At 66.4% G+C, this 23,935-nt stretch carries 18 protein-coding genes; 5 read left to right on the top strand and 13 right to left on the bottom strand.

Going from position 1 to position 23,935, the window contains the following annotated elements; genetic code table 11:
* Positions 1 to 26: 26 nt before the first annotated feature.
* The 3 genes from DWF74_RS29580 to DWF74_RS29570 all read left to right on the top strand — a co-directional run bounded on the left by DWF74_RS29580 (position 27) and on the right by DWF74_RS29570 (position 2,939).
* Positions 27 to 1,742 (top strand): Na/Pi cotransporter family protein, encoded by a 1,716-nt coding sequence (locus tag DWF74_RS29580; protein ID WP_115582329.1) that lies wholly within the window; start codon positions 27 to 29, stop codon positions 1,740 to 1,742.
* Positions 1,730 to 2,080, top strand: coding sequence for a DUF2493 domain-containing protein (locus tag DWF74_RS29575; protein ID WP_060839003.1), 351 nt, complete (start codon positions 1,730 to 1,732; stop codon positions 2,078 to 2,080). The genes DWF74_RS29580 and DWF74_RS29575 overlap by 13 nt, the downstream gene beginning before the upstream one ends.
* Before the next feature lie 73 nt (positions 2,081 to 2,153).
* Entirely contained in the window at positions 2,154 to 2,939 is a 786-nt protein-coding gene (locus DWF74_RS29570) for a hypothetical protein (protein WP_115582328.1), read from the top strand.
* A gap of 152 nt (positions 2,940 to 3,091) precedes the next feature.
* Here DWF74_RS29570 and DWF74_RS29565 read toward each other — a convergent pair whose 3' ends face one another.
* From DWF74_RS29565 to DWF74_RS29500, 13 genes are all read right to left on the bottom strand, one after another.
* Entirely contained in the window at positions 3,092 to 3,808 is a 717-nt protein-coding gene (locus tag DWF74_RS29565; RefSeq protein ID WP_115582327.1) for an NAD(P)H-dependent oxidoreductase, read from the bottom strand.
* A gap of 9 nt (positions 3,809 to 3,817) precedes the next feature.
* Entirely contained in the window at positions 3,818 to 5,026 is a 1,209-nt protein-coding gene (locus tag DWF74_RS29560; protein ID WP_115582326.1) for a pyridoxal phosphate-dependent aminotransferase, read from the bottom strand.
* A gap of 27 nt (positions 5,027 to 5,053) precedes the next feature.
* The gene (locus DWF74_RS29555; RefSeq protein WP_115582325.1) at positions 5,054 to 6,661 is read right to left on the bottom strand and encodes a 5-guanidino-2-oxopentanoate decarboxylase; all 1,608 of its coding nucleotides are present in this window, start codon (positions 6,659 to 6,661) and stop codon (positions 5,054 to 5,056) included.
* Between the two features lie 10 nt (positions 6,662 to 6,671).
* The gene (locus DWF74_RS29550; RefSeq protein WP_115582324.1) at positions 6,672 to 8,771 is read right to left on the bottom strand and encodes an acetate--CoA ligase family protein; all 2,100 of its coding nucleotides are present in this window, start codon (positions 8,769 to 8,771) and stop codon (positions 6,672 to 6,674) included.
* Positions 8,772 to 8,792: 21 nt separating this feature from the next.
* On the bottom strand, positions 8,793 to 9,953 hold the full coding sequence (locus DWF74_RS29545) for an acyl-CoA dehydrogenase family protein (RefSeq protein ID WP_115582323.1): 1,161 nt from the start codon (positions 9,951 to 9,953) through the stop codon (positions 8,793 to 8,795).
* A gap of 216 nt (positions 9,954 to 10,169) precedes the next feature.
* Positions 10,170 to 10,961: an enoyl-CoA hydratase/isomerase family protein gene (locus tag DWF74_RS29540; protein WP_115582322.1), complete on the bottom strand. Its 792-nt coding sequence runs from the start codon at positions 10,959 to 10,961 to the stop codon at positions 10,170 to 10,172.
* A 1,334-nt stretch (positions 10,962 to 12,295) separates the two neighbouring features.
* The gene (locus DWF74_RS29530) at positions 12,296 to 13,699 is read right to left on the bottom strand and encodes an amino acid permease (RefSeq protein WP_060838995.1); all 1,404 of its coding nucleotides are present in this window, start codon (positions 13,697 to 13,699) and stop codon (positions 12,296 to 12,298) included.
* A gap of 208 nt (positions 13,700 to 13,907) precedes the next feature.
* Complete coding sequence (locus DWF74_RS29525; protein WP_115582321.1) at positions 13,908 to 16,163, bottom strand: ATP-binding protein; 2,256 nt, start codon at positions 16,161 to 16,163, stop codon at positions 13,908 to 13,910.
* The gene (locus DWF74_RS29520) at positions 16,160 to 16,957 is read right to left on the bottom strand and encodes a substrate-binding periplasmic protein (protein ID WP_115582320.1); all 798 of its coding nucleotides are present in this window, start codon (positions 16,955 to 16,957) and stop codon (positions 16,160 to 16,162) included. The genes DWF74_RS29525 and DWF74_RS29520 overlap by 4 nt, the downstream gene beginning before the upstream one ends.
* A gap of 1 nt (position 16,958) precedes the next feature.
* Positions 16,959 to 17,675: a response regulator gene (locus DWF74_RS29515; protein WP_060838992.1), complete on the bottom strand. Its 717-nt coding sequence runs from the start codon at positions 17,673 to 17,675 to the stop codon at positions 16,959 to 16,961.
* Positions 17,676 to 17,757: 82 nt separating this feature from the next.
* On the bottom strand, positions 17,758 to 18,396 hold the full coding sequence (locus DWF74_RS29510) for a TetR family transcriptional regulator C-terminal domain-containing protein (protein WP_060838991.1): 639 nt from the start codon (positions 18,394 to 18,396) through the stop codon (positions 17,758 to 17,760).
* 466 nt (positions 18,397 to 18,862) lie between these two features.
* On the bottom strand, positions 18,863 to 19,657 hold the full coding sequence (locus tag DWF74_RS29505; RefSeq protein ID WP_102864528.1) for a class II aldolase/adducin family protein: 795 nt from the start codon (positions 19,655 to 19,657) through the stop codon (positions 18,863 to 18,865).
* Positions 19,658 to 19,744: 87 nt separating this feature from the next.
* Positions 19,745 to 20,806, bottom strand: a complete 1,062-nt coding sequence (locus DWF74_RS29500; RefSeq protein WP_060838989.1) for an ABC transporter substrate-binding protein — start codon at positions 20,804 to 20,806, stop codon at positions 19,745 to 19,747.
* Between the two features lie 215 nt (positions 20,807 to 21,021).
* On the opposite strand from DWF74_RS29500, the gene DWF74_RS29495 reads away from it, so the two are divergent.
* Positions 21,022 to 22,974: an FAD-dependent oxidoreductase gene (locus tag DWF74_RS29495; protein ID WP_115582319.1), complete on the top strand. Its 1,953-nt coding sequence runs from the start codon at positions 21,022 to 21,024 to the stop codon at positions 22,972 to 22,974.
* A gap of 217 nt (positions 22,975 to 23,191) precedes the next feature.
* Entirely contained in the window at positions 23,192 to 23,824 is a 633-nt protein-coding gene (locus DWF74_RS29485) for a cupin domain-containing protein (protein WP_047304621.1), read from the top strand.
* Positions 23,825 to 23,935: the final 111 nt, after the last annotated feature.

The raw sequence follows: 23,935 nt of genomic DNA, 5'->3' as shown, positions 1-23,935 counted from the left end.
CCCGTCACCGACCCGGGAGCACACTCATGTCGGGCACCACACTTCTGATCAACCTGGCCGGGGCCATCGCCCTGCTGCTCTGGGGCTCGCAGATGATTTCCGGATCCCTGCTGCGCGGCTTCGGCAGCCCGCTGCGGCACTGGCTCGGACAACACCTGAACAACCGCTGGCTGGCGCTGCTGTGCGGCGTCGGCATCACCGGCGTGCTGCAAAGCAGCACCGCGGTGAGCCTGATGGCCAGCTCCTTTACCGCCGCCGGCACCCTGGGCCTGGCCCCGGCGCTGGCGGTCATGCTCGGGGCCAATATCGGCTCGACCCTGGTGGTCCAGCTGCTCAGCCTCGACCTGTCGCTGCTGGCCCCGGTGCTGCTGCTGGCGGGTTTCCTGACCTTCCGCCTGCGGGACGACTCGCGCTTTGAAAGCATCGGCTGCGCGCTGATCGGCCTGGGCCTGATGCTGCTGGCCCTGGGCATGCTCGGCGCCACCCTGGGCGCGGTGGAAAGCACCCCGGTGTTCCAGCTGGTGATGACCAGCCTCGACGGCGACCTGCTGCTGGCCCTGCTGGTGGCCATGCTGCTGACCTGGATGTGCCACTCCAGCGTCGCGGTGGTGCTGCTGATCGCCTCCCTGGCCGGCACCGGCCTGCTGTCGCCGGCCACCAGCATGGCCCTGGTGCTGGGGGTCAACCTGGGCGGCACCCTGCCATCCCTGCTCGGCGCCAGCGGCAACGTGGCCCGGCGCCTGCCCCTGGGCAACCTGCTGGTGCGCCTGCTGGGCGTGGTCCTGGTGCTGCCGTGGATCACCGCCCTGGCCCGCCTGGACGCAGTGCAAGCCCTGCCACCGGAGTTGCTGGTGGTCTACCTGCACAGCGCCTTCAGCCTGATCCTCGGTCTGCTGTTCATTGGCTTCACCGAGCTCCTGGGCAAGCTGCTGACCCGGCTGCTGCCGGCCCCCGCCCCGGTCACCGACCCGGGCATGCCGCTGTACCTGGACCAGGCCGGCCTGGAAGTGGCCAATATCGGCCTGGCCAACGCCGCCCGCGAAGCCCTGCGCATGGCCGACATGCTTTCGAGCATGCTCGACCGGGTGCTGCAGCTGTTTCGCACCTCAAGCATCACCCATGCCGAGCAGGTGCGGCACATCGACCAGTCCCTGGACCTGCTCAGCGCGGCGATCCGCGCCTACCTGGCGGACATCGGCAAGGAAGGCATCAGCGACCAGGACGCCGACCGCTCCCAGGAGATCCTGCTGCTGGTGATCAACCTGGAGCACGCCGGCGACATCCTCGCCACCAGCCTGGCGCAATTGGCGGTGCGCCGCCTGCGCCGAGGCGAAGCCTTCTCCGAGTTCGAGCTGGGAACCCTGTACCCACTGCACCAGGAGTTGCTGGACAGCCTGAGCCTGGCCATCACCGTGTTCCTGCGCGAAGACCTGCCCACCGCCCACCAGTTGCTGGCGCGCAAGGAAAACGTGCGGCGCCTGGAAGCCGCCGCCGGCCGCGAGCACTTTCGCCAACTGCGCGAAGACCAGAGCGCCTGGGCCGAGTCCGGGGACATCTTCCAGCGCCTGCTGCGCGACTACCGCCGGGTCCACCACCACATCGCCGCCCTGGCCTACCCGGCCCTGGAGCGCGCCGGTGAGCGCGACATCGAGCACGGCTACCTCAGCGAGCCCCTGGCCGAAGCGCCGGGCGCCGAGCACCCCGTGGCCGGGCTCAAGGAGGACAGCCCATGCGCGTCCTGATCTGCGCCGGCCGCTACTACGCCGACAGCCGCCTGTGTCGCCGGGTCCTGGAAGCCTTCCAGCGCCTGCACGAAGTGCGGGTGGTGATCCACGGCGGCAGCCAGTTCCTCGGCGCCCACATCGAGGACTGGGCCCGGGAAACCGGGGCCCACATCGTCCGCTACCCGCCCAACTGGCAACTGCACGGCAAACACGCCGAGCGCCTGCGCAACAGCTTCATGCTGGCCGACAGCCGCCCGGACATCGTCCTCGCCCTGCCCGGCGGGGAAGACACCGAAGAACTGCTGGCCCAGGCCCGGGTCCGCGGCATCCAGACCCTATCGGTGGACGCCCAGTAAACACCCCACGCAGCACCCACCCGCGCCGGCTCCCCAACCAAACGGTCCGGCGCCCAACAGAACGAGACCTGCCATGTCCAAGCACCGCCCACATCGCTCCTCGCGTTGCGCCTCCTGGGGCCACACCCTGCCTGCCGCGAAAAGCCGCATGCTCAAACGCAACCTGCTGTTCCTCGCCCTCACCGCCGGGGCCACCGCCACCCTGGCCCTGTGCTCCAAGGCCCAGGCCGCCGGCGGCGCCTACGTGGTGGATGACGGCGCCATCAACGCCCCCGGGGAATGCAACGTCGATGCCTGGTACCAGAGCACCCGGCATCAAGGCTCCAGCCACAACAGCGTGATCGCCCCGGCCTGCACCTTCAGCCAACTGCCCTGGGTACAAGTGGGAGCCGCGGTACAGCGCCAGCAGGCTGACGGCCAGGGCGAAACCCAGGTCAGCCCCCAGCTCAAGATCGCCCTGCTGGACCGCGCGGACCTGGGCCTGCAACTGGCCCTGGCCGGCTCCGCCCACTGGGCCCTGAACCGCCACCACAGCTTCGACGGCGGCGACCTCACCCTGCCCCTGACCTTCAGCGCCAGCGACCGCCTGCGGCTGAACCTGAATGCCGGCTGGACCCACGCCTACGACGATGGCGAGCAGAACCACCGCTGGACCTGGGGCAGCGGAGTCGAATACGACCTCATGCCGAGCCTGACCCTGATTGCCGAGCGCTACGGCCAGCGCGGCGGCGAACAAGGCTGGCAGGCTGGCCCGCGCCTGCACGTGGGCCAGCACCTTGACCTGGACCTGATCGTTGGCCAGCACCTGACCGAAGCCCGCGACCGCTGGCTGACCACCGGCGCAACCCTGCGCTTCTGAGCGCCCCAAAGCGTCGCCGCCCCTGTAGCCGCTGCTGAGCCTGCGAAGCTGCGCAAAGGCCCAACGGGCCTTGCCTGACGATCGCCTGCCAAACCTCTATCGTTCTTGAGAACCCTGCGGCCCTACGGGCCGTTCGCAGCCTGCGGCAGCGGCTACAGGGAGCAATCAGCCGGCAGGGGGTACAGGGCTTCGTCGAATTGGTCCAGGCGCGGGAAGACCAGGGGTTGGTCGTTCGCCAGGTGCTGCAGGCGTTGACGGTAGCTGTGCAGGAAGGCTTCTCGGGCTTCCTGGCTGATGTAGGGCACATGCCAGGCCACGAACGGTTCCAGCACCTCGCACCCGACATAGGCCAAGGTGCCCCGCAGCAGCGGGCGCAGCATGTCCTGCAGCGGTCCATGGATCGCGCCTTCGCCAAACATGTGCTCGCGTCCGCCCAGGGTCAGGGTCACCAGGGCCTTTTTGCCCGCCAACCCGCCCTGGTCATAGAAGCGCTTGCCGCCATAGCACACCCCCGACACCAGCACCCGGTCGATCCAGCCCTTGAGCATGGCCGGCACCGAGAACCAGAACACCGGGAAGTTGAGGATCAACAGGTCGGCCCACAGCAGCTTGTCCAGCTCGCCCTGGATGTCGGCGGCGATGCTCTGGTTCTTCACCCCCAGACGTTGCTCCAGGGCGTACACCAGGTACTCCGGATTATCCCGGGCGGCAAAGTCGGCGGCGCTGGCCACCGGGTTCCAGTTCATGGCGTACAGGTCGCTGACCTGCACCTGGTGCCCCTGAGCCTCCAGGGTGCTGCGGGCCTGGTCGCGCAAGGCGGCGGTGAAGGATTGCGGTTCGGGGTGGGCGTGAACGATCAGTACCTTCATGAAGACTCCTCAAACGGTGGGCAAAGTGGCGGGGGCAACGCGGCGGCTCAGGCAGTGTTCGGCGCACAGGGCAATGCGCCGGCAGGCTTCGCGCAAGTCATCCGGCTGCAGCACCAGCCCCAGGCGGATATGCCCGGCGGCGCTGGGGCCGAAGGCTTCGCCGGCCAGTACCGAGACGCCCTGTTCGTCCAGCAGGCGCTGGCTGAAGGCCTGGGCGCTGAGCCCGGTGGCGCGGATGTCGACCATGACGAACATGCCGCCATCCGGCTTCAGCGGCCGGGCGCCGAGGCAATCGGCCAGACAGTCGCAGACCAGATCCCGGCGCTGGCGGTAGGCCTCGGCCATCTCCCGCAACTGCGGCAAGGGTTGCTCCAGGGCCACGATGGCCGCGTCCTGGATGAATTCCGGCGAGCCGTAGAGCATGCACAGGGCGAGGTTTTCCAGGTGCGCGGCCAGGGCCGTCGGCGCCACCACCCAGCCCAGGCGCCAGCCGGTCATAGCGTGGGACTTGGACAGGCTGTTGAGGGTCGCGGTGCGCTCGGCCATGCCCGGCAAGCTGGCCGGGCTGACATGTTCGCCCTCGTACAGCAGCTCGCTGTAGACCTCGTCGCAGATCAGCCACAGGTCATGCTCGATGCACAGCGCCGCCAGGGCCTCCCAGGTGGCCCGGGGGATGCTGGCGCCCGTGGGGTTGTGCGGGCTGTTGAGCACCAGGGCCCGGGTCTTGCCGGTGATGCGCGCCGCTACCGCCTCGGGCTGCACCCGAAAACCGTCCTCGGCCCGCACCGGCAGCGGCACCACCTGGGCATTACAGGCGCCGAACACCGCTTCATAGGTGACGTACATCGGCTCGGCCACGATCACCTCGTCACCCGGGTCCAACAGGCACTGGGCCACGCTGTACAGGGCGCACTGGGCACCGGCCAGTACCACCACTTGTTCGGCATCCACCACTTGCCCGCTGCGCTGCTGATGACGGCGGGCAATGGCCTCGCGCAAGGCGCGCTTGCCGCGCACATCGGCGTAATGGGTGTGGCCGGCCTGCAGGCTGTCGATGGCCGCCTGAACGATGGGCTGGGGGGTGTCGAAATCCGGGTCGCCCACCGACAGCAACCAGACCTCTTCGCCACGTTCGCGTTTGGCCAGGGCCCGGTAGTGAATGTCCCAGGCGGCGGCGCCGTCTCCGGCAATACGTTGGGTCAGTTGAGAAAAGCGCATGCTCAGGCTCCAGGCAAAAAGGGATGGTCAGCGCGCACAGGCGTGCTTGAGTTCGATCAGGCTCAGGCCGTTGCGGGCAAAGCCGTCGCGCAGTGCCTGCTGCAACTCGTCGAGGCTGGCGGGCTGGCTGACGCTGCAACCAAAGGCCCGGGCCAGGGCGGCAAAATCCGGATTGCGCGGCAGCACGCCGATGGGCTCGATGTTCAGATCCAGCATGTCGTCGCGGATCTGCCCCAGGGCGTCGTTGTTCCACAGCAAGACCACCAGCGGGCTGTCCAGCTCCTCCACCGCCGTGGCCAGCTCCTGCACCGTGTAGAGAAAACCGCCGTCGCCCACCAGCACCAGCCCCGGACGCTCGGGGGCACCGAGCTTGGCGCCGATGCCCGCCGGCAAGCCGTAGCCGAGGGTGCCGTAGCCGGTGGGGTGCAGCCAGCTGCGGGTGGCCCGGCTGGGGTACAGGTAGTTGCCGCTGTAGGCCAGCTGGGTCATGTCGCTGGCGATAAAGCCGTGTTCCGGCAGCTCGGCGGCAATGCGTTGCAGGATCGAACGGTGGATCTGTTGCAAGGGCCCCTGCCCGTTCTGCACCGCCTGACGCAGATCGGCCACCGCGTGAATCGCCGCCCCGGCTTCGGCCGGTGTGGGTGGCAAGGCCTGGAGCAAGGCGTCCAGGGTGGCGCGGGCATCGCCGTGCAAGGCCACCGCGCACGGATAGAAGTCATTGAACTTGCGCGGGTCGATGTCCAGGCGCAGCAGCTCACCATTGAGCGGCAAGCGTTCGCGCCAGTAGTCGGTGTCGGCCATCTCGGTGCCCACCGCCAGCACCACATCGGCCTGGCTGATCAGCTGCCAGCCGGGCTCCACGCACAGGGTCGCCCCGGCATTGAGCGGCGCCTCGTCCGGCAGCAGGCCCTTGCCGGCGACGCTGCTGAAAAACACCGCGCCCAGGCGCGTGCTCAAGGCCCGCAACTGCTCGGCCGCATGCAGCGCGCCGCCGCCGGCAATGATCATCGGCCGCTTGGCGCGGCGCAGCTTGTCCGCCGCTAGCTGGATATCTGCCGCCGCGGCCGGGCCACGGGCGGGACGCCGGCGCACCTCGCCGGTCCAGTCCCGGGCGACCCTGGCCGCCAGCACATCCAGGGGCACGCTGATGTGCACCGGGCGCGGGCGCTCGCTGTCGAACACGGCAAAGGCCCGGGCGATCAGCTCCGGCAGGTCTTCCGGGCTCAGGGCCAGGGCCGAGAACGCGGTGATAGGCGCGGTGATGGCGCGCTGATCCTGGGTTTCGTGCAGCGAGCCCCAGCCCTTGCCCAGGCTGGCGCTGTGGTTGACGCTGGAAATCACCAGCAGCGGAATCGAGTCGGCGTACGCCTGGCCAATGGGCGTGGCGACGTTGGTCACCCCCGGGCCGCTGATGACGAAACACACCCCGGGCTTGCCACTGACCCGGGCGTAACCGTCGGCCATGAAGCCCGCGCCCTGCTCATGCCGGGTCAGCACATGGCGAATGCCGCTGCCGGGCAGGCCGCGATACAGCTCCAGGGTGTGCACCCCGGGAATGCCGAACACCGTGTCGACGCCGTAGTTGGCCAGCAGGCGCACCAGGGCCTGGCCACCGGTCAAGGTCTGATCGTGCATGTCTCTCTCCTCAAGCCTGGCCAAGGCGAATCAACGCATCGACCGCGACGGTGCCCTGGGCACCGACCAACAATGGGTTCACATCCAGTTCCAGCAATTGCCCGGCGTGTTCGCAGGCGTAGTCCGCCACCGCGCCGATGGCCGCCACCAGCGCATCGAGATCGGCCGTCGGGCGCCCGCGAAAGCCCTGCAGCAGGGCGGCGCTACGCAGGCTGAGCACGGCCTGGCGGATCGCCCCTTCGGTGGTGGGCAGCAGCAGGCTGCGACTGTCCTTGAGCAATTCCACCAGCACCCCGCCAGCACCGATCACCAGGGCCAGGCCGAAGTCGTTCTCACGCTTGATGCCGACAATCAGCTCCGCCAGGGGTGGCGCGGCCATGGGCTCCAGCAGCACCCGCTCAAAGGCCACGCCCGGCGCATGCTCGGCGATCCGCGTGCGCATCAGGCGCAGGGCTGCGCCCAGGGCTTCAGGGTCCTTGAGATTGAGGGCCACCGCCCCGGCCTCGGTCTTGTGCGGCAACTGCGCGCTGACCGCCTTGAGCACCAGCGGATAACCGACCGCAGCCGCCGCGCTCAGGGCCTGCTCGGGGCTGCTCAGCACCCCGTCCGGGATGCTCAGGCCGAAGCCGCGCAAAGCCTGCTTGGACTGCCACTCGTCCAGCAGCACCCCGGCACCGGGCAGGGCCTGCGGGCACAGCGGCACCAGGGCCGATTCGCCCAGGGCCAGCAACGCTGGACGCCGCTGTTGATAGGCGACGATCCGGCCCCAGGCCGCCAGGCCATCCTCCACCCCTTGCAAGGCGGGAATGCCATGGGCATGCAGACGCTCGCGGGCGCTGGCCGGCAGCAGCTCGGGAAAGGCCGAGGTGACAAAACCGCGCAGGCCGTGGCGTTGCAGCGCGGCGCAGAACAGCTCCAGCAGCAGGTCGCATTCCTTGCGCTCGCCGGTGAACTCGGCCGGGTAATCCAGCACCAGCATGGCGCTGTCGGCCTCGGTACGCAGGGCCGTGTCGAGCATGGCTTGCAAGGCCTGGGCGTCGCCCCAGATGGCGGTGGTGAAATCCAGCGGGTTGACCAGATTGGCGTAGCCGGGCAGTACCTGGGCCAGCTCGGCGCATTGCCCGGCCGCAAGCTTGGGCAGCTGCAGGCCGTTGCGTTCGGCGTAGTCGGCGATCAGCCCGGCATCGCCCCCGGAACAAGCCAGGGCCATCAGCTGCGGCCCGGCCGGCAACTGCCCGCAGGAGGCGGCCTTCAAGGTTTCGACAAAACTCACCGGGCCGCTGACCCGGATCACCCCCAGGCGCTGGAACAGTGCGTCGTACAGCGCGTCCGATCCCGACAGCGAACTGGTGTGACTCAAGGCCAGCTCGGCGCCGATCTGCGACACCCCGGTCTTCAGGGCAATGATCGGAATGCCCTTCTCCAGGGCCTTGTGCGCCGCCCGGGCAAACCCTGGCACATTCTTTAGCCCTTCCAGGTGCAGGCCGATGGCGGTGACCCGGGGTTCGTCCAGCAGCACGTCCATCAGCTCGGCAATGCCCAACTGCGCCTGATTGCCCACCGAGGCCATGTAGGCCACCGGCAGCGAGCGATCGCTCATGGACAGGTTGTAGGCGAAGTTGCCGCTCTGGGTCAGCACCGCCACGCCCCGCTCCACCGGCTTGCCACCATGGGCCACCGGCCACAGCGCGGCGCTGTGCAGGTAGTCCAGCAGGCCGTAGCAGTTGGGGCCCAGCAGCGCCATGTCGCCGGCGGCCGCAAGCAGTTGCCGTTGCAGGGCCTGGCCCTGGGCGCCGGTTTCGGCAAAGCCCGAGGCGTAGCAGATCGCCCCGCCCGCGCCCTTGGCCGCCAGTTCCCCGACGCAAGTCAGGGTCAGCTCACGGTTGGTGGCGACGAACACCGCGTCCGGGCCGCAGGGCAGTTGGTCGATGCTGGCCACGCAGGGCACGCCATCGAGCTCGGCATGCTGCGGGTTGACCAGCCACATGGGCCCGGCAAACCCGCCTTCGGCGCAGCGCTTGAGGGCCCGGGCCATGCTGCGCCCGCCGACAAAGGCCAGATGCCGGGGGGCCAGCAGGCGCTTGAGGTTGTCACGAAGAGTCTGGGACATGACGGCAGTTCTCCAGGGCGCTCAGCGCATCAGCGGCCGCAGCAGTTCACGGGAAATGATGTGGCGCTGGATCTCCGACGTGCCTTCCCAGATCCGCTCGATCCGCGCGTTGCGCCAGATGCGTTCCACCGGACCTTCGTCCATCAAACCCATGCCGCCGTAGATCTGCACCGCCTCGTCGGCCACCCGGCCCAGCACTTCACTGGCGAACAGCTTGGCCATCCCGGCCTCGCCGTCGGTCATGATGCCCTGGTCCATCTTCCACGCGGTGTGCAGGGTCAGCAGCTCAGCGGCGCGGATCTGCGTGGCCATGTCCGCCAGCTTGAACGACACCCCCTGGTAACTGCCGATGGCCTGGCCGAACTGCTTGCGATCCGCCGCCCATTGCAGGGAGGCATCCAGGGCGCGCTGGGCCTGCCCGACGCAGTTGGCCGCCACCATCACCCGCCCGGCAGTGAGCCAGGCGTTGGCCACGTCCCAGCCCTTGCCCACCTCCCCCAGCACCTTGTTGGCCGGCACCCGGCAGTCGTCGAAGAACATCTCGAAGGTGTGGTAGCCCCGGTTGCTCACGCACTTGGGGCCACGGCGGATGGTCAGGCCCGGGGTGTCGCGATCCACCAGGAACGCGGTCACCGCGTTGCGCTGGCGGCCGTTGTGCTCATAGGTGCCGGTGACCGCAAAGACAATGGCGAAATCCGCATGCCCGGCGTGGCTGATGAAGTGCTTGCTGCCGTTGAGCACGAAGTCGCCAGCGTCACGCACGGCGCGGGTCTTGATCGCATTGGCATCGGAACCGGCGCCGGGCTCGGTCAGCGCAAAGCAGTCAACCTTGCGCCCCTGCACGCAGGGCAGCAGGTAGTCGCCGATCTGCGAGCCGGTACAGGCCATGAGGATTTTCGAAGGCCGGGCAACGAACACATGCAAGGCCCAGGAACACTTGGCCAGCTCGCGCTCGATCAGCGCCTGGGACAGGTAATCCAGGCCACCGCCGCCCACCTCCTCCGGCATGTTGAAAGCATAGAAACCGGCGGCGATGGCCTTGCTGCGGATCTCACCGGCGAGGTCGGCGCTGACCTCATCGGCGCGGTCCACCGCCTCTTCGTGGGGCAGCAACTCCTTGCTGACAAAACTGCGAACCGCGTCCACCAGCATTTCTTGTTCTTGGCTGAGTTGGAAATTCATGGCGCTACCTGTGAGTGAGTGACGGTGCAAAAAAACAGTGATCGGGCAGGACGGCCTGCCGAAAAAACCTTCCCGCAGGAGCCGGCCTGCTGGCGAAGAGGCCCTTGAATAAGGCGCTGTTCTTGCGGGCGCCTTCGCCGGCAAGCCGGCTCCTACAAAATGGGCGCATGGCCCAGGGGCCCTTTCGCCGGCAAACGGAGCGCCGCCCGGCCGCTCCTACATGCCCTGGAAACGTGGCGGGCGTTTTTCCGTGGCGGCGCGCAGGGCTTCGGCGCCATCGGCACTGCGCCCACACAGCAGGCCGGCGGCCAGCTCGGCCGCCAACTGCTGCGGCAAGCCGCGCTCGGCGCCCTGGCGGATCAGCTTCTTGGTCTGGGCAAAGGCAAAGGTCGGGCCCGCCGCCAAGCGCGCCGCCAACTCGCCGACGTTGCCGATCAGTTGCTCGTCGGCGCACACCTCACCCACCAACCCGGCGGCCAGGGCCCGTTCGGCGCTCCACAACTCATCGAGAAACAGCAGGCGCTTGGCCTGTTCACTGCCGATCAGGCGCGGCAAGTGCCAACTGGCCCCGGCGTCCGGCGAGTAGGCCATGCTGGTGTAGCCGGCCTTGAACCGCGCCGACTGCGCCGCCACCCGCAGATCGCAGCACAGACTCAAGTCCATGCCCGCGCCCACCGCAGTGCCGTTGATGGCGGCGATGGTGGGTTTGTCCAGGCTGTGCAGGCGGGTCATCAAGGCGTGGGCGGTTTCGGTCCAGCCGTAGCTTTCCAGGGCGCCGCGGGCTTCGGCTTCGGCCCACTCCGCCAGATCGGCCCCGGCGCAGAAACTGCGGCCGCTGCCGGTGAGTACCACGGCTCGGACGCTGGGGTCGCTGTTGCAGGTGTCCAGCAGGCGGTGCAGCGCCTGGAGACTGGGGATGTCCAGGGCGTTGCGTTGCGCCGGGCGGTTGAGGGTGATCCAGGCTACGCCGGCTTCGATCCGGCTGAGCAGCGACGATGAAAGGGTCATGGGCGTCCTCGAATTATTGTGGTTGGCGTGAGGGGGTGGCTTGAGGGTGATACTAAACGAGTGTTCAACAAGGCGGCAATTGGGGGGGCTGGGGGGGCTTTTGGGTCGATTTATTGAGATATCCCTTTGTTTTTATTAGGTAAAAATCTGGATTTTGGGGGTTGATGCGTGGGGGTTGTTACAACTTCGAACAAGCCTCGACAAAAGGGGGGTTGGGGGAGGTTTTTGTGGTGAGGGAGCTTGCTCCCGCTCGGGTGGGTGGCGGCCGTAAACCTGAGGGTGCGGTCTGATTGGTGGGCATATCCGTTGCTGCGGGTGCGACGGCTTATGGTTTCGCTTTTACAGCGGGGGTTGGGTACATATCCGTTCCTGCGGGTGCGGCCGCTTACGGTTCCGCTCTTACAGCGGCTCACTTTTGAAGAGCGCAAAAGTAAGCAAAACGCTCTGCCCCTCCACTCGGTGCCTCGCCTAGGCTCGGCATGCCCTCACTCCGGCATTGATCCGTGGGCCGCCGCCACCGGCCATCCATGGCCGGGTGGCGGCTAACCCGGCATCCCTGCCGGGTTACCCACGGCTCAATGCCTGCGTTCGGCCATCGTGGTTAACGGGGCGTTCAGATCAAAATCAAAAGCAAGATCAAAATCTGACGGCGGCCTGCCGGCCGGCCTGTTTCATTGCCGTTCGCGTTACATGTAGCCGCTGCCGAAGGCTGCGACCGGCTCCGCAGGAGACGCTAAACCTGCCTCCCCGATATTCCTGACCTATCGCGCCGCCTGGTTTTGCGAGCGCGAGCGCTCGTTCGCAGCCTTCGGCAGCGGCTACAAGGAACCAGCCTGCGCACCTTGGCTTTGGCTTTTGATCTTCAGGCCCCTTCCCAGCCGGCCGAGCGCAGGCGTTGCGTAGGGGGCAGCTCGGCATGGATGCCGAGCTAGCCGCCACCCGGCCATGGATGGCCGGTTGGCGGCGGGCCCCCGGAGCAATGCCGAAGCGAGGGAACCCCGAGCCCTAGCGAGGGGCCCATGGAGGGGCAAGCGTTTTTTGGTTCCTTTTTTTGGCGTTTGAAAAAAAGGGACTCGCCGTAAGGGCGAAACCATAAGCAGCCGTAACCGCAGCAACGGATATGTACACAGCCCACCGCTGTAAGAGCGAAACCCTAAGCAGCCATAACCGCAGCAACGGATATGCCCCCCACTCCCCGCCATAAAAGCAAAACCACCAACGGCCACACCCGCAGGAATGGATATATACCCCGCCTCTCTAGCCGCAAAGGCCAACGAAGGCGCCCACCCAGGCGCTGCATGTCTCCCGCCCCCCCTTCGCCGGCAAGCCGGCTCCTACACCGCGGCGGCAGGTTGCAGTTGGCGTTTACGCTGCATCAGGTAATAAGCGCCATAGCACAGAGCAATAAACCCCGACCCCCAATACAACGACGGCCGCTGGGTTTCATCCAGCGCCAAAAACACAAACAACGAGCTGCACAGCACGATGCACAACAACGGCACCAGCGGAAACCACGGCGCGCGGTACTTGAGTTGCTCCAGTTGCCCCCCATCACGCAGGAACTGGCGACGAAAGCGGTACTGGGCCAGGGCAATCACGATCCAGGTCACAGTGCCAGCCATGCCGCTCACGGCCATCAGCACCATGAACAGGGTGTCGGCTGCGATAAAGCTGGTCATCAGCGAGATCAGGGCAAAGCACAGAGTGATGAACAGGGCCCGCAGGGGCACCCCCTGTTTGCTCAGGGGCGACAGGGCCTTGGGCGCCATGCCGGATTTGGACATGGCCCAGAGGATGCGCGTGGAGGCATACAACCCGGAGTTGCCCACCGAAAGAATCGCCGTGAGGATCACGAAGTTCATCAGGTCGGCGGCGTAGGGAATGCCCACCATGTCAAACACCTGGACGAAGGGGCTTTCCACCAGCCCGGCCTGCTGCCAGGGAATGATCGCCGCCAGCACCATCACCGCCAGGACGTAGAAGATCAGTACGCGAAACACCACGTTGCGCACGGCACGCGGAATGCTTTTTTCCGGCTGGTCGGTTTCCCCGGCGGCCACGCCCATGATCTCGCAGCCCTGGAAGGCGTAGACCACGGTCATCATCACCGCGAACACCGCCGGCAGTCCGTTGGGGAACAGGGAGTCGCCCTTGAGGTTGTCGAACATCGGCGCCGGGGCGCCGCTGGGCAGGTCGATGACGCCGAAGATCACCAGCGCGCCGACCACAATGAAGCTCAGGATCGCCAGCACCTTGACCCCGGCGAACCAGTATTCGGCCTCGCCAAAGGCGCGGGTGGCCAGGGCGTTGATGCCGAACAGCAAGGCCACGAACAGCGCCGACCAGTACCAGATCGGCACGTCGGGGAACCAGCGCTGCATGAGCATGCCGGCGGCGGTGAATTCCAGGCCCACGGTGGTGGCCCAGCTCATCCAATAGACCCAGCCGATCATGAAGCCGGTGGCCGGGCCGATGTATTTGGTGGCATGGGCCTGGAACGAACCGGACACCGGCATCTGCACCGACAGCTCGCCGAGGCAGACCATCACCAGGTACATCAGGAACCCGGCCACCAGATACGAGAGGATCGCCCCCCAGGGGCCGCCCTGGTTGATGGTGACCCCGGAGCCCATGAACAGCCCGGTGCCGATCACCCCGCCCAGGGACAGCATGAAAATGTGCCGGCTCTTCAGCGAGCGCGTCAGGTGTATGCCTTTACGTTCAGTGGTGGTTGTCATGGCGCACCTCAGCAGTCAGTGAGGCGCAGGGCGCGGGTCGAGGGGGTGCAGCGGGAGGCGGAAGCAGCTTGCAGGCGTTTCATTATTATTATCTCCAATAAGCTTCGAAGACCGCGGCGGGCGCGGCTCAAGCGATTATTGGAAAGCCATGTAAGTTCGGATTGAACGCCAGGATCGAAGATGTAAAAAGTCGTAAGGATTTTGTACGTCAGGCCGCCAACAGCTGTTGCAGCAAGGCCCGGGACTGCTGCCAGGACGTTTGCAAATTCGCCCCCAGGGCCGCCAACGTCGGGCGATCGGCCTGCTCTGCCGCACTTTCCAACTCCCGCAGCACTCGGGCCAGGGCGCAGAAACCCAGGGAGTCGGCGCTGCCCGCCAGGCGATGGGCCAGGTGCAGGACTTCGGTGCAGTCTTCGGCGGCCAGGGCGTCGGCCAGCCGTGGCCGTTGCTGATCCAGGGCATCGGCCAGGACCTGGAGCAGACCCTGCAATTTCTGCTCGCCCAGCAGGCTGCGATGGGTGTCCAGCACGCTCTGATCGAGCAAGCCTTGCCGGGTGTCGGTCGGCGGCACCTGGACCTGCCCGGCCAGCACCTGCCGCAGGCTGGCCAGCTGCAACGGCTTGCCGAGAATGCCCTGCATGCCGGCCTGCAGATAACCGCGCACCAGCGACGGCTGCACGCTGGCAGTGAGGGCGAAGATTCGCGCCTGCCGATTGGGCCCGGGGCGGCGGCGGATTTCCCGGCACAGCTCGACCCCGCTGATGCCGGGCAGGTGCACATCCAGCAGCAACAGGTCGAAGACTTGCTGCCGGCACAGGGCCAGGGCCGTCTCGCCGTCTTGCGCCAGCCACACCTGATGGCCGTCTCGCTCAAGCAGGCCGCTGGCCACTTCGCGATTCAGGGCCACGTCCTCCACCACCAGGATGTTCAAAGCCTGCATCGGCAACTCAAGCGCGGGCACCGACAAGGGTTCCTGGCCGATGCCCAACGCCAGTTCGAACCAGAAACAACTGCCCTGCCCCAGCTCGCTGTCCACACCGATGCGCCCGTCCAGTTGCTGCAGCAGGTGCTTGCAGATGGCCAGTCCCAGGCCGGTGCCGCCATAGCGCCGGGTCACCTCGTCACTGGCCTGGACGAAACGCTCGAAGATCTTCTCGCGCATCGACGCGGCAATGCCGATGCCGTTGTCGCGCACGCAGCAGCGCAGGCGCTGGCCCTCGGCGCTGCTGTGCAGCACTTGCACCTCGACCCGCACCCAGCCGTCTTCGGTAAAACGAATGGCGTTGGCCAGCAGGTTGCTCAGCACCTGGCGCAGGTACTGCTCGGCGCCCTGCTGACGCGGCGCCAGTTGCTCATCGATGTGCAATTCCAAACGGGTGCGGTTGGCCTCGGCCCGAGGCTGCAACAAGGTGGTGACTTCTTCCAGCAACTGACGCAGGGAGAAGTCCCGCACTTCCGGGCGGCTTTCGCCCTCTTCCAGGCGGGCAAAGGACAGCACTTGGTTGAGGATGCTCAGCAAGCCCTCCCCGGCTTGATGCAAGGCCTGCAAGCGCTGGCGGTCCTGCTGATCCAAAGGCGCCTGGCGCAGCAGTTCGGCCATGCCGAGGATGCCGTTCAACGGGGTGCGCAGTTCATGGCTCATGGTCGCCAGAAAGCGCGACTTGGCCAGGTTCGCGGCTTCGGCCTCGTCCTTGGCGTGCATCAGGCTGGCGGTGCGGCGCTGGACCATTTTCTGCAGTTCGTCGCGCTTGTCCTGCAAGGCCAGGCGGTCGGCTTCGCGGCGCTGCACATCGTCGAGCACCGCCCGGCGCATGTCGTCCAGGGCCCGGGCCACGGTGTCGATCTCGTCGCCGCCGGGGCGCTGGCGCTTGTCCAGGTGCAGGGGCTCGTGCAGTTCGCCGGCCGCCACGCGCCGGGCGAAGTCGGCCATCACTTGCAGGTGCCGGGTCACCAGCCGGTAGAACAGCCCGGACAAGGCCACCGCCAGCCCGCAGAGAAACACGCTCATCCACAACAGGCTGGCCAGCCCGGTGGCGTACAGGCGCCGGTACACCGCCCCCAGGTCGGTGCTGACCTGCAATTCGCCGAGCTGGCGCAAGGGCCCGGACGGCGGTTGATAGCTCAAGGGAAAACGCTCCACCCGTAACGGCCCGATCAGCTCGGCGCTGCCCTGCTGCAAGTCGAAATCGTTGCTGATCAGGTGCACCCGGGCCACGTCGGAAAAGTCCACCAGCCCCTGCAACTGCACGGTCAGTTGCTCCTGGTTGAGGTCCCACAGGTTGCGTTCCAGGCTGCCCAGGTAACCGGCGCGGATCAGCTCCATGCGGCTGTCGATCTCCCGCATTTCCCGGCGGTATTCGAAGTACAGCTGCACGCTGCTGGCGAGCACGGTGAAGCACAGGCTGAACAGCAAAATAAACAGCAGCAGGCGGCGCAACAGGCCGGCGGAACGCAGGGGGATCATGGCGCCGTTCCCCGTTGCGCCTTGAGCATGGCGCGGTAGTCGTCCTGGCTTTGCGCCAGCCAGCGCTGTACCGCGCCGCTGTCCACCTGCTGCTGCAACCGGGCGTCGATCTCGGCCATGCGCGGCGCCAGGGGCGAGTGGCGCGACACCGCCAGGCGCAGGTAGTCGACGCTCACCGCCTGGGGCAAGGCGACTATGTCCTCGGCCCCCGGCAGTTGCTCGATAAACAGCTGCCCGGTGCGCCGTTCATGGGGGATGAAATCGATGCGCTGGCGGATCAGCTTGCCGAAGTTCTGCTGGCTGCTGGAGACCCATTCGATGTTGCCGTGCTGCACCACCTCGCGGTCGAAATCCTGGCCGTAGCTCTCGCCGAACAGCAGGCCGCCGCGATAGGCGCGCAAATCCTGCAAGTGGTTGAAACGCGGCAGCTGGCGGCGGTTGACGAACAGCGCGACTTCTTCGCGCAGCACCGGCACCCGGGAAAACAGCAGGTCCTGCTGGCGCTGGCTGGTGCTGTAGGCCAGCACCACGTCCACCCGGCCGGCGGCGGCATCCAGCAGACAGCGTTTCCAGTTGCCCAGCACCACCACCTGCACCTGATACCCCAGCTCCCCCAGCACCTGCCGCACCAGGGTCGGCGCCAGCCCCCGCACTTGCTGGCCGTCGCTCCAGGAAATCGGCGGGTACACCGGGTAGTCGCAATAGCGCAGCGCGGGTTGGGGTTCAGCGAACGTCGGGCCGGCCAGCAGGATCAAGCACAGGCTCAGGCACAGGTTCAGTGCGCGACGCGGCAATTCAGGCGGCCACGCTGGCGGTGAACAGGTAACCGGCACCGTGGATGGTGATGATCAGTTCCGGCTCGGCCGGGTCGTCGTGCAGCTTGCGTCGCAGACGGCCCACCAGCACGTCGATGGAACGGTCGCTGGGCACCCATTCGCGGTTGCGGATCTGGTCCATCAACTGGTCGCGGCTCAGGGTGTGGCCGCTGTTGCGCAGGAACACGCTGAGCAACTGGTACTCACCGTGGGTCAGCAGGGTTTCGCCGCCACGCGGGTCGATCAGCCGACGGCGGTCGGTGTCCAGGGCCCAGTCGGCGAACTGCTTGACCGGGCTCGGGCAGCCGGCCTGGGGCTGGGACTGGCGCGCATGGCGCACCCGCCGCACCAGGTTCTTGGCCCGGGACACCAGCTCGCGGGGGTTGAGGGGTTTGATCACGTAGTCGTCGGCACCGCATTCCAGGCCGACGATGCGGTCGATGTCGTCGTTGCGCCCGGTGATCAGGATGATCCCCACTTCCGAACGCACCCGCAGCTCACGGGTCAGGGTCAGGCCGTCCTTGCCCGGCAGGCGGATGTCCAACATCAGCAGGTCCACCGTGTGCTGGCCGAGAAAGCTCTCCGCCTGCTCCGCGGTGGCGGCGCAATGCACGTCGTAGCCTTCCTGAGAGAGATAAGCCTGAAGCAGTTCGCGAATCAGCGGATCGTCGTCGACGATCAAAACCCGAGGAGTCATCGCCTGTTTCCTGATTATTTTTATTGGAAAAGGAACCCTGTGCGCAGCAGCCTAGCCATTACTGAACAACCGATCAACAACCCTATGTCGGCCTGACGAAACCGCGCCCCCGGCTGGCCAGCAGCCCCTCGACCCAGGCTTCACAGATCTGCACGCCCTGCTGCGGGCTGAAGGTCCCGGGGTTGAGCCCGGACTCCAGCCACAGGCCGTCGAGCAAGGCGCTGAGGCTGATGGCCGCCAGGTCGGCGTCGAAGCGTTCCCAGCCCTGCTCCCCGGCCAGCCGGGTCAGCAGGCTGGCCAGCTCGTTGCGGTACTCGCCGTAGGAATGTTCATGGGCCAGATTGATCGCCTCGGCGGTCTTCACCGCGCCCCAGAACGCCAGCCAGGCGTCCAGCAGCTTCGGGTCCAGCAGTTCGGCGCAGAACGAGGCGCGAAAGAACGCCGACAACCGCTCCCGGGGATCGGGCGCGGCCTGCTCCATGGCCTCGCGCAGCAGGTTCATGACCCGCCCGGTGACCGCCCGATAGGCCTGGGCCACCAACTCGTCCTTGCCGGCGTAGTGGTGACTGATCAGCCCCACCGACACCCCGGCCTCGGCGGAAATCTTGCGGATCGACGCCCCCTGAAAACCGTGGCGCTTGAGGCACGTCAGGGTCGCCTCGATCAGCTCGGCCTTGCGCAGGTCGGGTTCCAAACGGGAAAAGCGCGCTTCCTGGCTCATGGGGCGGGTTCCTTGGACAGTGGCCGGACGGCGAAAACTGAACGACTGTACAACAGGCCTTCCGTAGCGATCCAGCGATTGCGCGACCGCCAGCCGCACCGCTTCCTGTGGCCGCTGCCGCAGGCTGCGAACGAGTTGGGCGGCATTCCGTCGTAGGGACGCAAAGATCCTGCGGGCGCCCCAGGTTCGGCTGAAGATCGTCAAGCAAGGCCCTGCGGGCCTTTTCGCAGCTTCGCCATGGCTCAGCAGCGGCTACACATGACAAAGCCGGGAGCACCGTGACAAAAACAACAAACGGCGCGGTCCCTGTAGCCGCTGCCGCAGGCTGCGCACGGCCCGCAGGGACGCAACGATCGTGAAGACGACACAAGTTCGGCTGGCGATCGCCAAGCAAGGCCCTGCGGGCCTTTTCGCAGCTTCGCCAGGGCTCAGCAGCGGCTACAGGTAGATACAAAACCAGGTGTGGTCAGGCGCGGTAGTCGGGGGCGATGCGCTCCAGCAGGCGCAGCAGCGCCGCCCAGGCCAGTTGCATGGCGTCCGGGTCGTTGAGTTCGCCTTCCTGCAGTGGCCGCCCCGGGTCGTTGAACTGGCGTTCGGTGTGGGCGCAGACCGCGTCCGGCGGCAGGACGATCTCCCCCGCCGCCTGGGCCGCCAGCTGGATCTCGCAGGCTTTCTCCAGGTAGTACATGCGCAAAAACGCCTGGCTCACGGTTTCGCCCACGGTGAGCAGGCCATGGTTGCGCAGCATCAGCACGCTCTTGTCCCCCAGGTCGGCGACCAGTCGTTGCTGTTCGCCCAGGTCCAGGGCCACGCCTTCGTAGTCGTGATAGGCCACGCGGCCATAGAACTCCATGGAGATCTGGTTCACCGGCAGCAAGCCGCATTTGAGCGCCGCCACCGCGCAACCGGCCTTGGTGTGGGTGTGCAGCACGCACTGGGCGTCTTCGCGGGCGCCGTGAATCGCGCTGTGGATCACGAAACCCGCCGGGTTCACCGGGTACGGCGACGGCTCCACGGCCTCGCCGTTGAGGTCGATCTTCACCAGGTTGGAGGCGGTGATTTCCTCGAACATCAGGCCGTAGGGGTTGATCAGGAAGTGATGCTCGGGCCCGGGCAGGCGCACCGAGATATGGGTGAAGATCAGGTCGGTCATGCGAAAGTGCGCGATCAGCCGGTAGCAGGCCGCCAGCTCTTGCCGCAAGCGCTGTTCGGTGGCGCTGCGCTCGGCGCTGGCGTGGGGGCTGGGAGCGATATTGTTCATTGTTGGAGTCCTCCAGGCGGGTGGGTGGGGCAATCTGGGCGGGCAAACAATAGGACCGGACGCCCGCAGGCGTCCAGCCCGGTACGCTTACTTGCTGGCCCAGGCGTTGAAGCGCTCTTCCAGCTCTTCGCCATGATCGACCCAGAACTCCACGTTCATCGCCAGGGCGTCCTTGAGGTTCTGTTCCGAGGTCGGCACCCACTGCGCCAGGGCCGGGTCGAGCTTGGCCGCGGCCAGGGTGTTGGTCGGGCCATAGGGGATCTGCTTGACGTAGTCGACCTGGACCTCGGGGCGGTTGGCGAAGGCGATGAAACGCTTGGCCTGATCCACGTGTTTGGAGCCCTTGATGATCGCCCAGTAGTCCATGCCGTACAGGCTGCCGGGCCAGACCACTGCCAGCGGCGCGCCGGCCTGGGCGGCCACGGCGATGCGGCCGCTGTAGGTCGAGGTCATCACCACATCGCCGGCGGCCAGCCACTGCCCCGGCTGGGCCCCGGCTTCCCACCACTGGATGTAGGGCTTGAGTTCGGTCAGCTTGGCGAAGGCCCGCTCCACCCCTTGGGGCGTGGCCAGGACCTGGTACACGTCCTCGACCTTGACCCCATCGGCCATCAGCGCGAACTCCAGGTTGTACACCGCGCGCTTGCGCAGGCCGCGCTTGCCGGGGAACTGCTTGACGTCCCAGAAATCCGCCCAGGACGCCGGGGCCTTGGCCAGCTTGTTGCGGTCGTAGGCGATGGCCACGCTCCACACCAGCACCGCCGAGCCGCAGGGCTGGGCGGCGTCGGCAATCAACTGCTCGGCACGGCCCAGGGCCTTCCAGTCCAGGGGCTCGTACATGCCCTCCTCGCAGCCGCGCATCAGGTCCGGGCCTTCGATCTGCACCAGGTCCCAGTCGACGTTGCCGGTGTCGACCATGACCTTGATACGGGCCATTTCGCCGTTGTATTCGCTCTGGATCAGCTTGCTGCCATCGGCCTTGCTGAAGGGTTGGAACAACGCCACATCCTGGGCTTTTTGTCCGGCTCCGCCGTACGCCACGACCACCATGTCGGGGGCTGCCTGGGCAGTGCCCTGGCCCAGGGACAAACCCAGGGCCAGGCTCAGGGCCAGGAAAGAACAACCGTGCTTGCGGGTGAGCGCTTTCATCTGTGAATCCTCGTCGCGGTGCCACACCGGCAGGCGCCGGCACGGCCCTTTTTTATTGTTGTGAGGTTCGCGCCAAAAGCGGGCGCAGATCGAAACTACTGCAAGCATCAGTAAAAAAACAAGTTGATTTTTTACTGTCGGTAAATTTTGATAGGCCAACAATAACAACGCCAAGGCTGTGCTCCCCTGCCCTTGGCCCGCCTGGAGTCACCGCAATGACCAGCGCCTTCCCGCACCTGTTCGCACCCTTGCAGATCCGTGGCAAACGCCTGAAGAACCGCATCATGTCCAGCGGCCACGACACCTCGATGCCCACCGACAACCTGGTCAACGAACAGCTGATTGCCTACCACCGCGCCCGGGCAGAAGGCGGCGTCGGCCTGATCGTGCTGCAGGTGGCCGGGGTCCACGACAGCGCGCGCTACACCAGCCACGTGCTGATGGCCACCGACGACGCCTGCATCGACGGCTACCGGCGCCTGGCGGAAACCTGCCACGCCCACGGCACGGTGGTGCTGTCGCAGATCTTCCACCCGGGGCGGGAAATCATGGAGTCCGCCGACGGCCTGCTGGCCGTGGCCTACGCCCCTTCGGCGGTGCCCAACGAACGCTTCCGGGTCATGCCCCGGGCCCTGGACCAGGACATGATCGACGAGATCATCCAGGGCTACGCCGACGCCGCCCGACGCCTGCATCAGGCCGGGCTGGACGGCGTGGAACTGGTGGCCAGCCACGGCTACCTGCCGGCGCAGTTCATCAACCCGCGGGTCAACCGCCGCAGCGACGGCTACAACGGCGAACTGGAACAGCGCCTGCGCTTTATCCGGGAAATCCTCGATGCCATGCGCGCCAGCACCGATCAAGACTTCATCATCGGCCTGCGCATTTCGGCCGACGAACGCGACCCCGAAGGCCTCACCGAAGACGAATCCCTGGCCGCCGTGCAATTGCTGCAAGGGCAACTGGACTACGTGCACATCGTCGCTGGCACCTCCGCCTCCCTCGGCGGCGCGGTGCACATCGTCCCCCCCATGGCGGTGGAAGCGGCTTATCTGGCCCGGGAAGCCGGCACCTTCAAGGCCAAACTGTCGATCCCGCTGTTCGTCACCGGGCGCATCAACCAGCCCCAGGAAGCCGAGGCCATCATCGCCAAGGGCCAGGCCGATGTGTGCGGCATGACCCGCGCGCTGATCTGCGACCCGCAGATGCCCAACAAGAGCGACAGCGGCCGAGCCGAGGACGTGCGCGCCTGCATCGCCTGCAACCAGGCGTGCATCGGCCACTTCCACAAGGGCCTGCCGATCTCCTGCATCCAGCACCCGGAAACCGGCCGCGAACTGCTCTACGGCCAGCCCAAGCCCAGCACCCGCGGCAAACGCATTATGGTGGTGGGCGGCGGCCCGGCCGGGATGAAAGCCGCCGCCGTCGCCGCCCAACGCGGCCACCACGTCACCCTCTACGAAGCCAGCGCGCAACTGGGCGGCCAGATCCAACTGGCGCAACTGCTGCCCCGGCGCAGCGAATTCGGCGGCGCCAGCACCAACCTGCAACGGGAAATGCAACTGGCCGGAGTGGAAGTGGTGCGCAACACCCGAGTCGACCGCGCCCTGATCGAGCGCGAAAACCCCGACCACGTAATCATCGCCACCGGCGCCCAGCCCTACTGGCCGAACTTCGAACGCGGCGGCGAGCTGCAAGTGGTGGACGCCTGGCAAGTGCTGCGGGACGAAGTGCAACTGGGCCGCAGCGTGGTGGTGGCCGACTGGCGCTGCGACTGGATCGGCCCTGGCATCGCCGAACGCCTGGTACGCGCCGGGCACCAGGTGCAACTGGCGGTCAACGGCACCCACTGCGGCGAAAGCCTGCCGCTGTACGTGCGCGACCAGATGGCCGGCGAACTGCACAAACTGGCGATCCCGATCATCCCCTACGCCCGCCTCTACGGCTGCGACGACAGCACCGTGTACCTGCAACACACCGCCAGCGGCGAACCCATGCTGCTGGAAAACGTCGACAGCCTGGTGCTTTGCCAAGGCCACCAATCGGTGGACGACCTCGGCCAGCAACTCAAAGGCCTGGTGCCCTTCCAGCGTATCGGCGACTGCCTGGCACCGCGCACCGTGGAAGAAGCCATCCATGAAGGTTTGAAAGTCGCCTGGGCGCTTTGAGGCTGCTTTATACTCCAGGGCTTTTGCAGGACGGGCGCCCGAGCAGGCTGTGTGAAAACGTCACGAGTGAAGGCAAGACAAGGCAAAAACAGGCGAGGAAGCGGAGTTTACTGGCTGTAAATGAGCATTCCGAGCCTGTTTTTAACGCAGTATTGCCAAACGCAGTAGTTTTCACACAGCCTGCGGATGCGCCCGTTCTCTTGGTCCGGAGCCCGCCATGAACCCCAGCAGCAAGACGCCGCCAGCGAGCCGCCCTCCCGCAGCGGAACCCGGCACAGACAACCAAGCCCCTGGCGGCCCCCAGTTTCTTGGCACCCGCATCCGCGGCCTGCGCAAACGCCGCGGCCTGACCCTGAGCGAACTGGCGCAACAGAGCGAACTCACCGCCGGCTACATCAGCCAACTGGAACGCAACCTCGCCTACCCCTCCATCCCCGCCCTGTTCAACATCGCCCGCAGCCTGGGCGTGACCATCCAATGGTTCTTCGCCAGCGAAACCCAGACCGCGCCCGAGGATCAGGGCTATGTAGTGCGCAAGAAACAGCGGCTGCAGGTGAATTATGAGAACGGGATTATTGATCAGCTGTTGACCCCACAACCGACCCGGCAGCTGGAGTTTTTGCACTCACGGTTTCCGCCGGGGACGTACAGCAAGGAGAGTTACAGCCATGAGGGCGAGGAAGCCGGGTATGTGCTGTCGGGGAGCTTTGAGCTGTGGGTGGGGGAACGGTATTTTCAGCTGAGTGAGGGGGATAGCTTTAGTTTTTCCAGCCAGGAACCGCATAAGTATGGGAATCCTGGGGAGGAGGATGCGGTGGTGTTGTGGGTGATTACGCCGCCGACGTTTTGAGGGGGATAGCCTATGTCGAATGCCAGAATCAGAATGTATCTTCAGGAAGAAAAGCTTCTGAATTAAAAACCAGTCAATCCTAAGCGAGTTTTTAGCACCCAGATAACTGAA

The organism is Pseudomonas protegens, assembly GCF_003363755.1.
Taxonomy (GTDB): Bacteria; Pseudomonadota; Gammaproteobacteria; order Pseudomonadales; family Pseudomonadaceae; genus Aquipseudomonas; species Aquipseudomonas danubii.
Note: the sequence above shows the minus strand (reverse complement) of the source record. Positions and strands in the feature narration are given on the sequence as shown.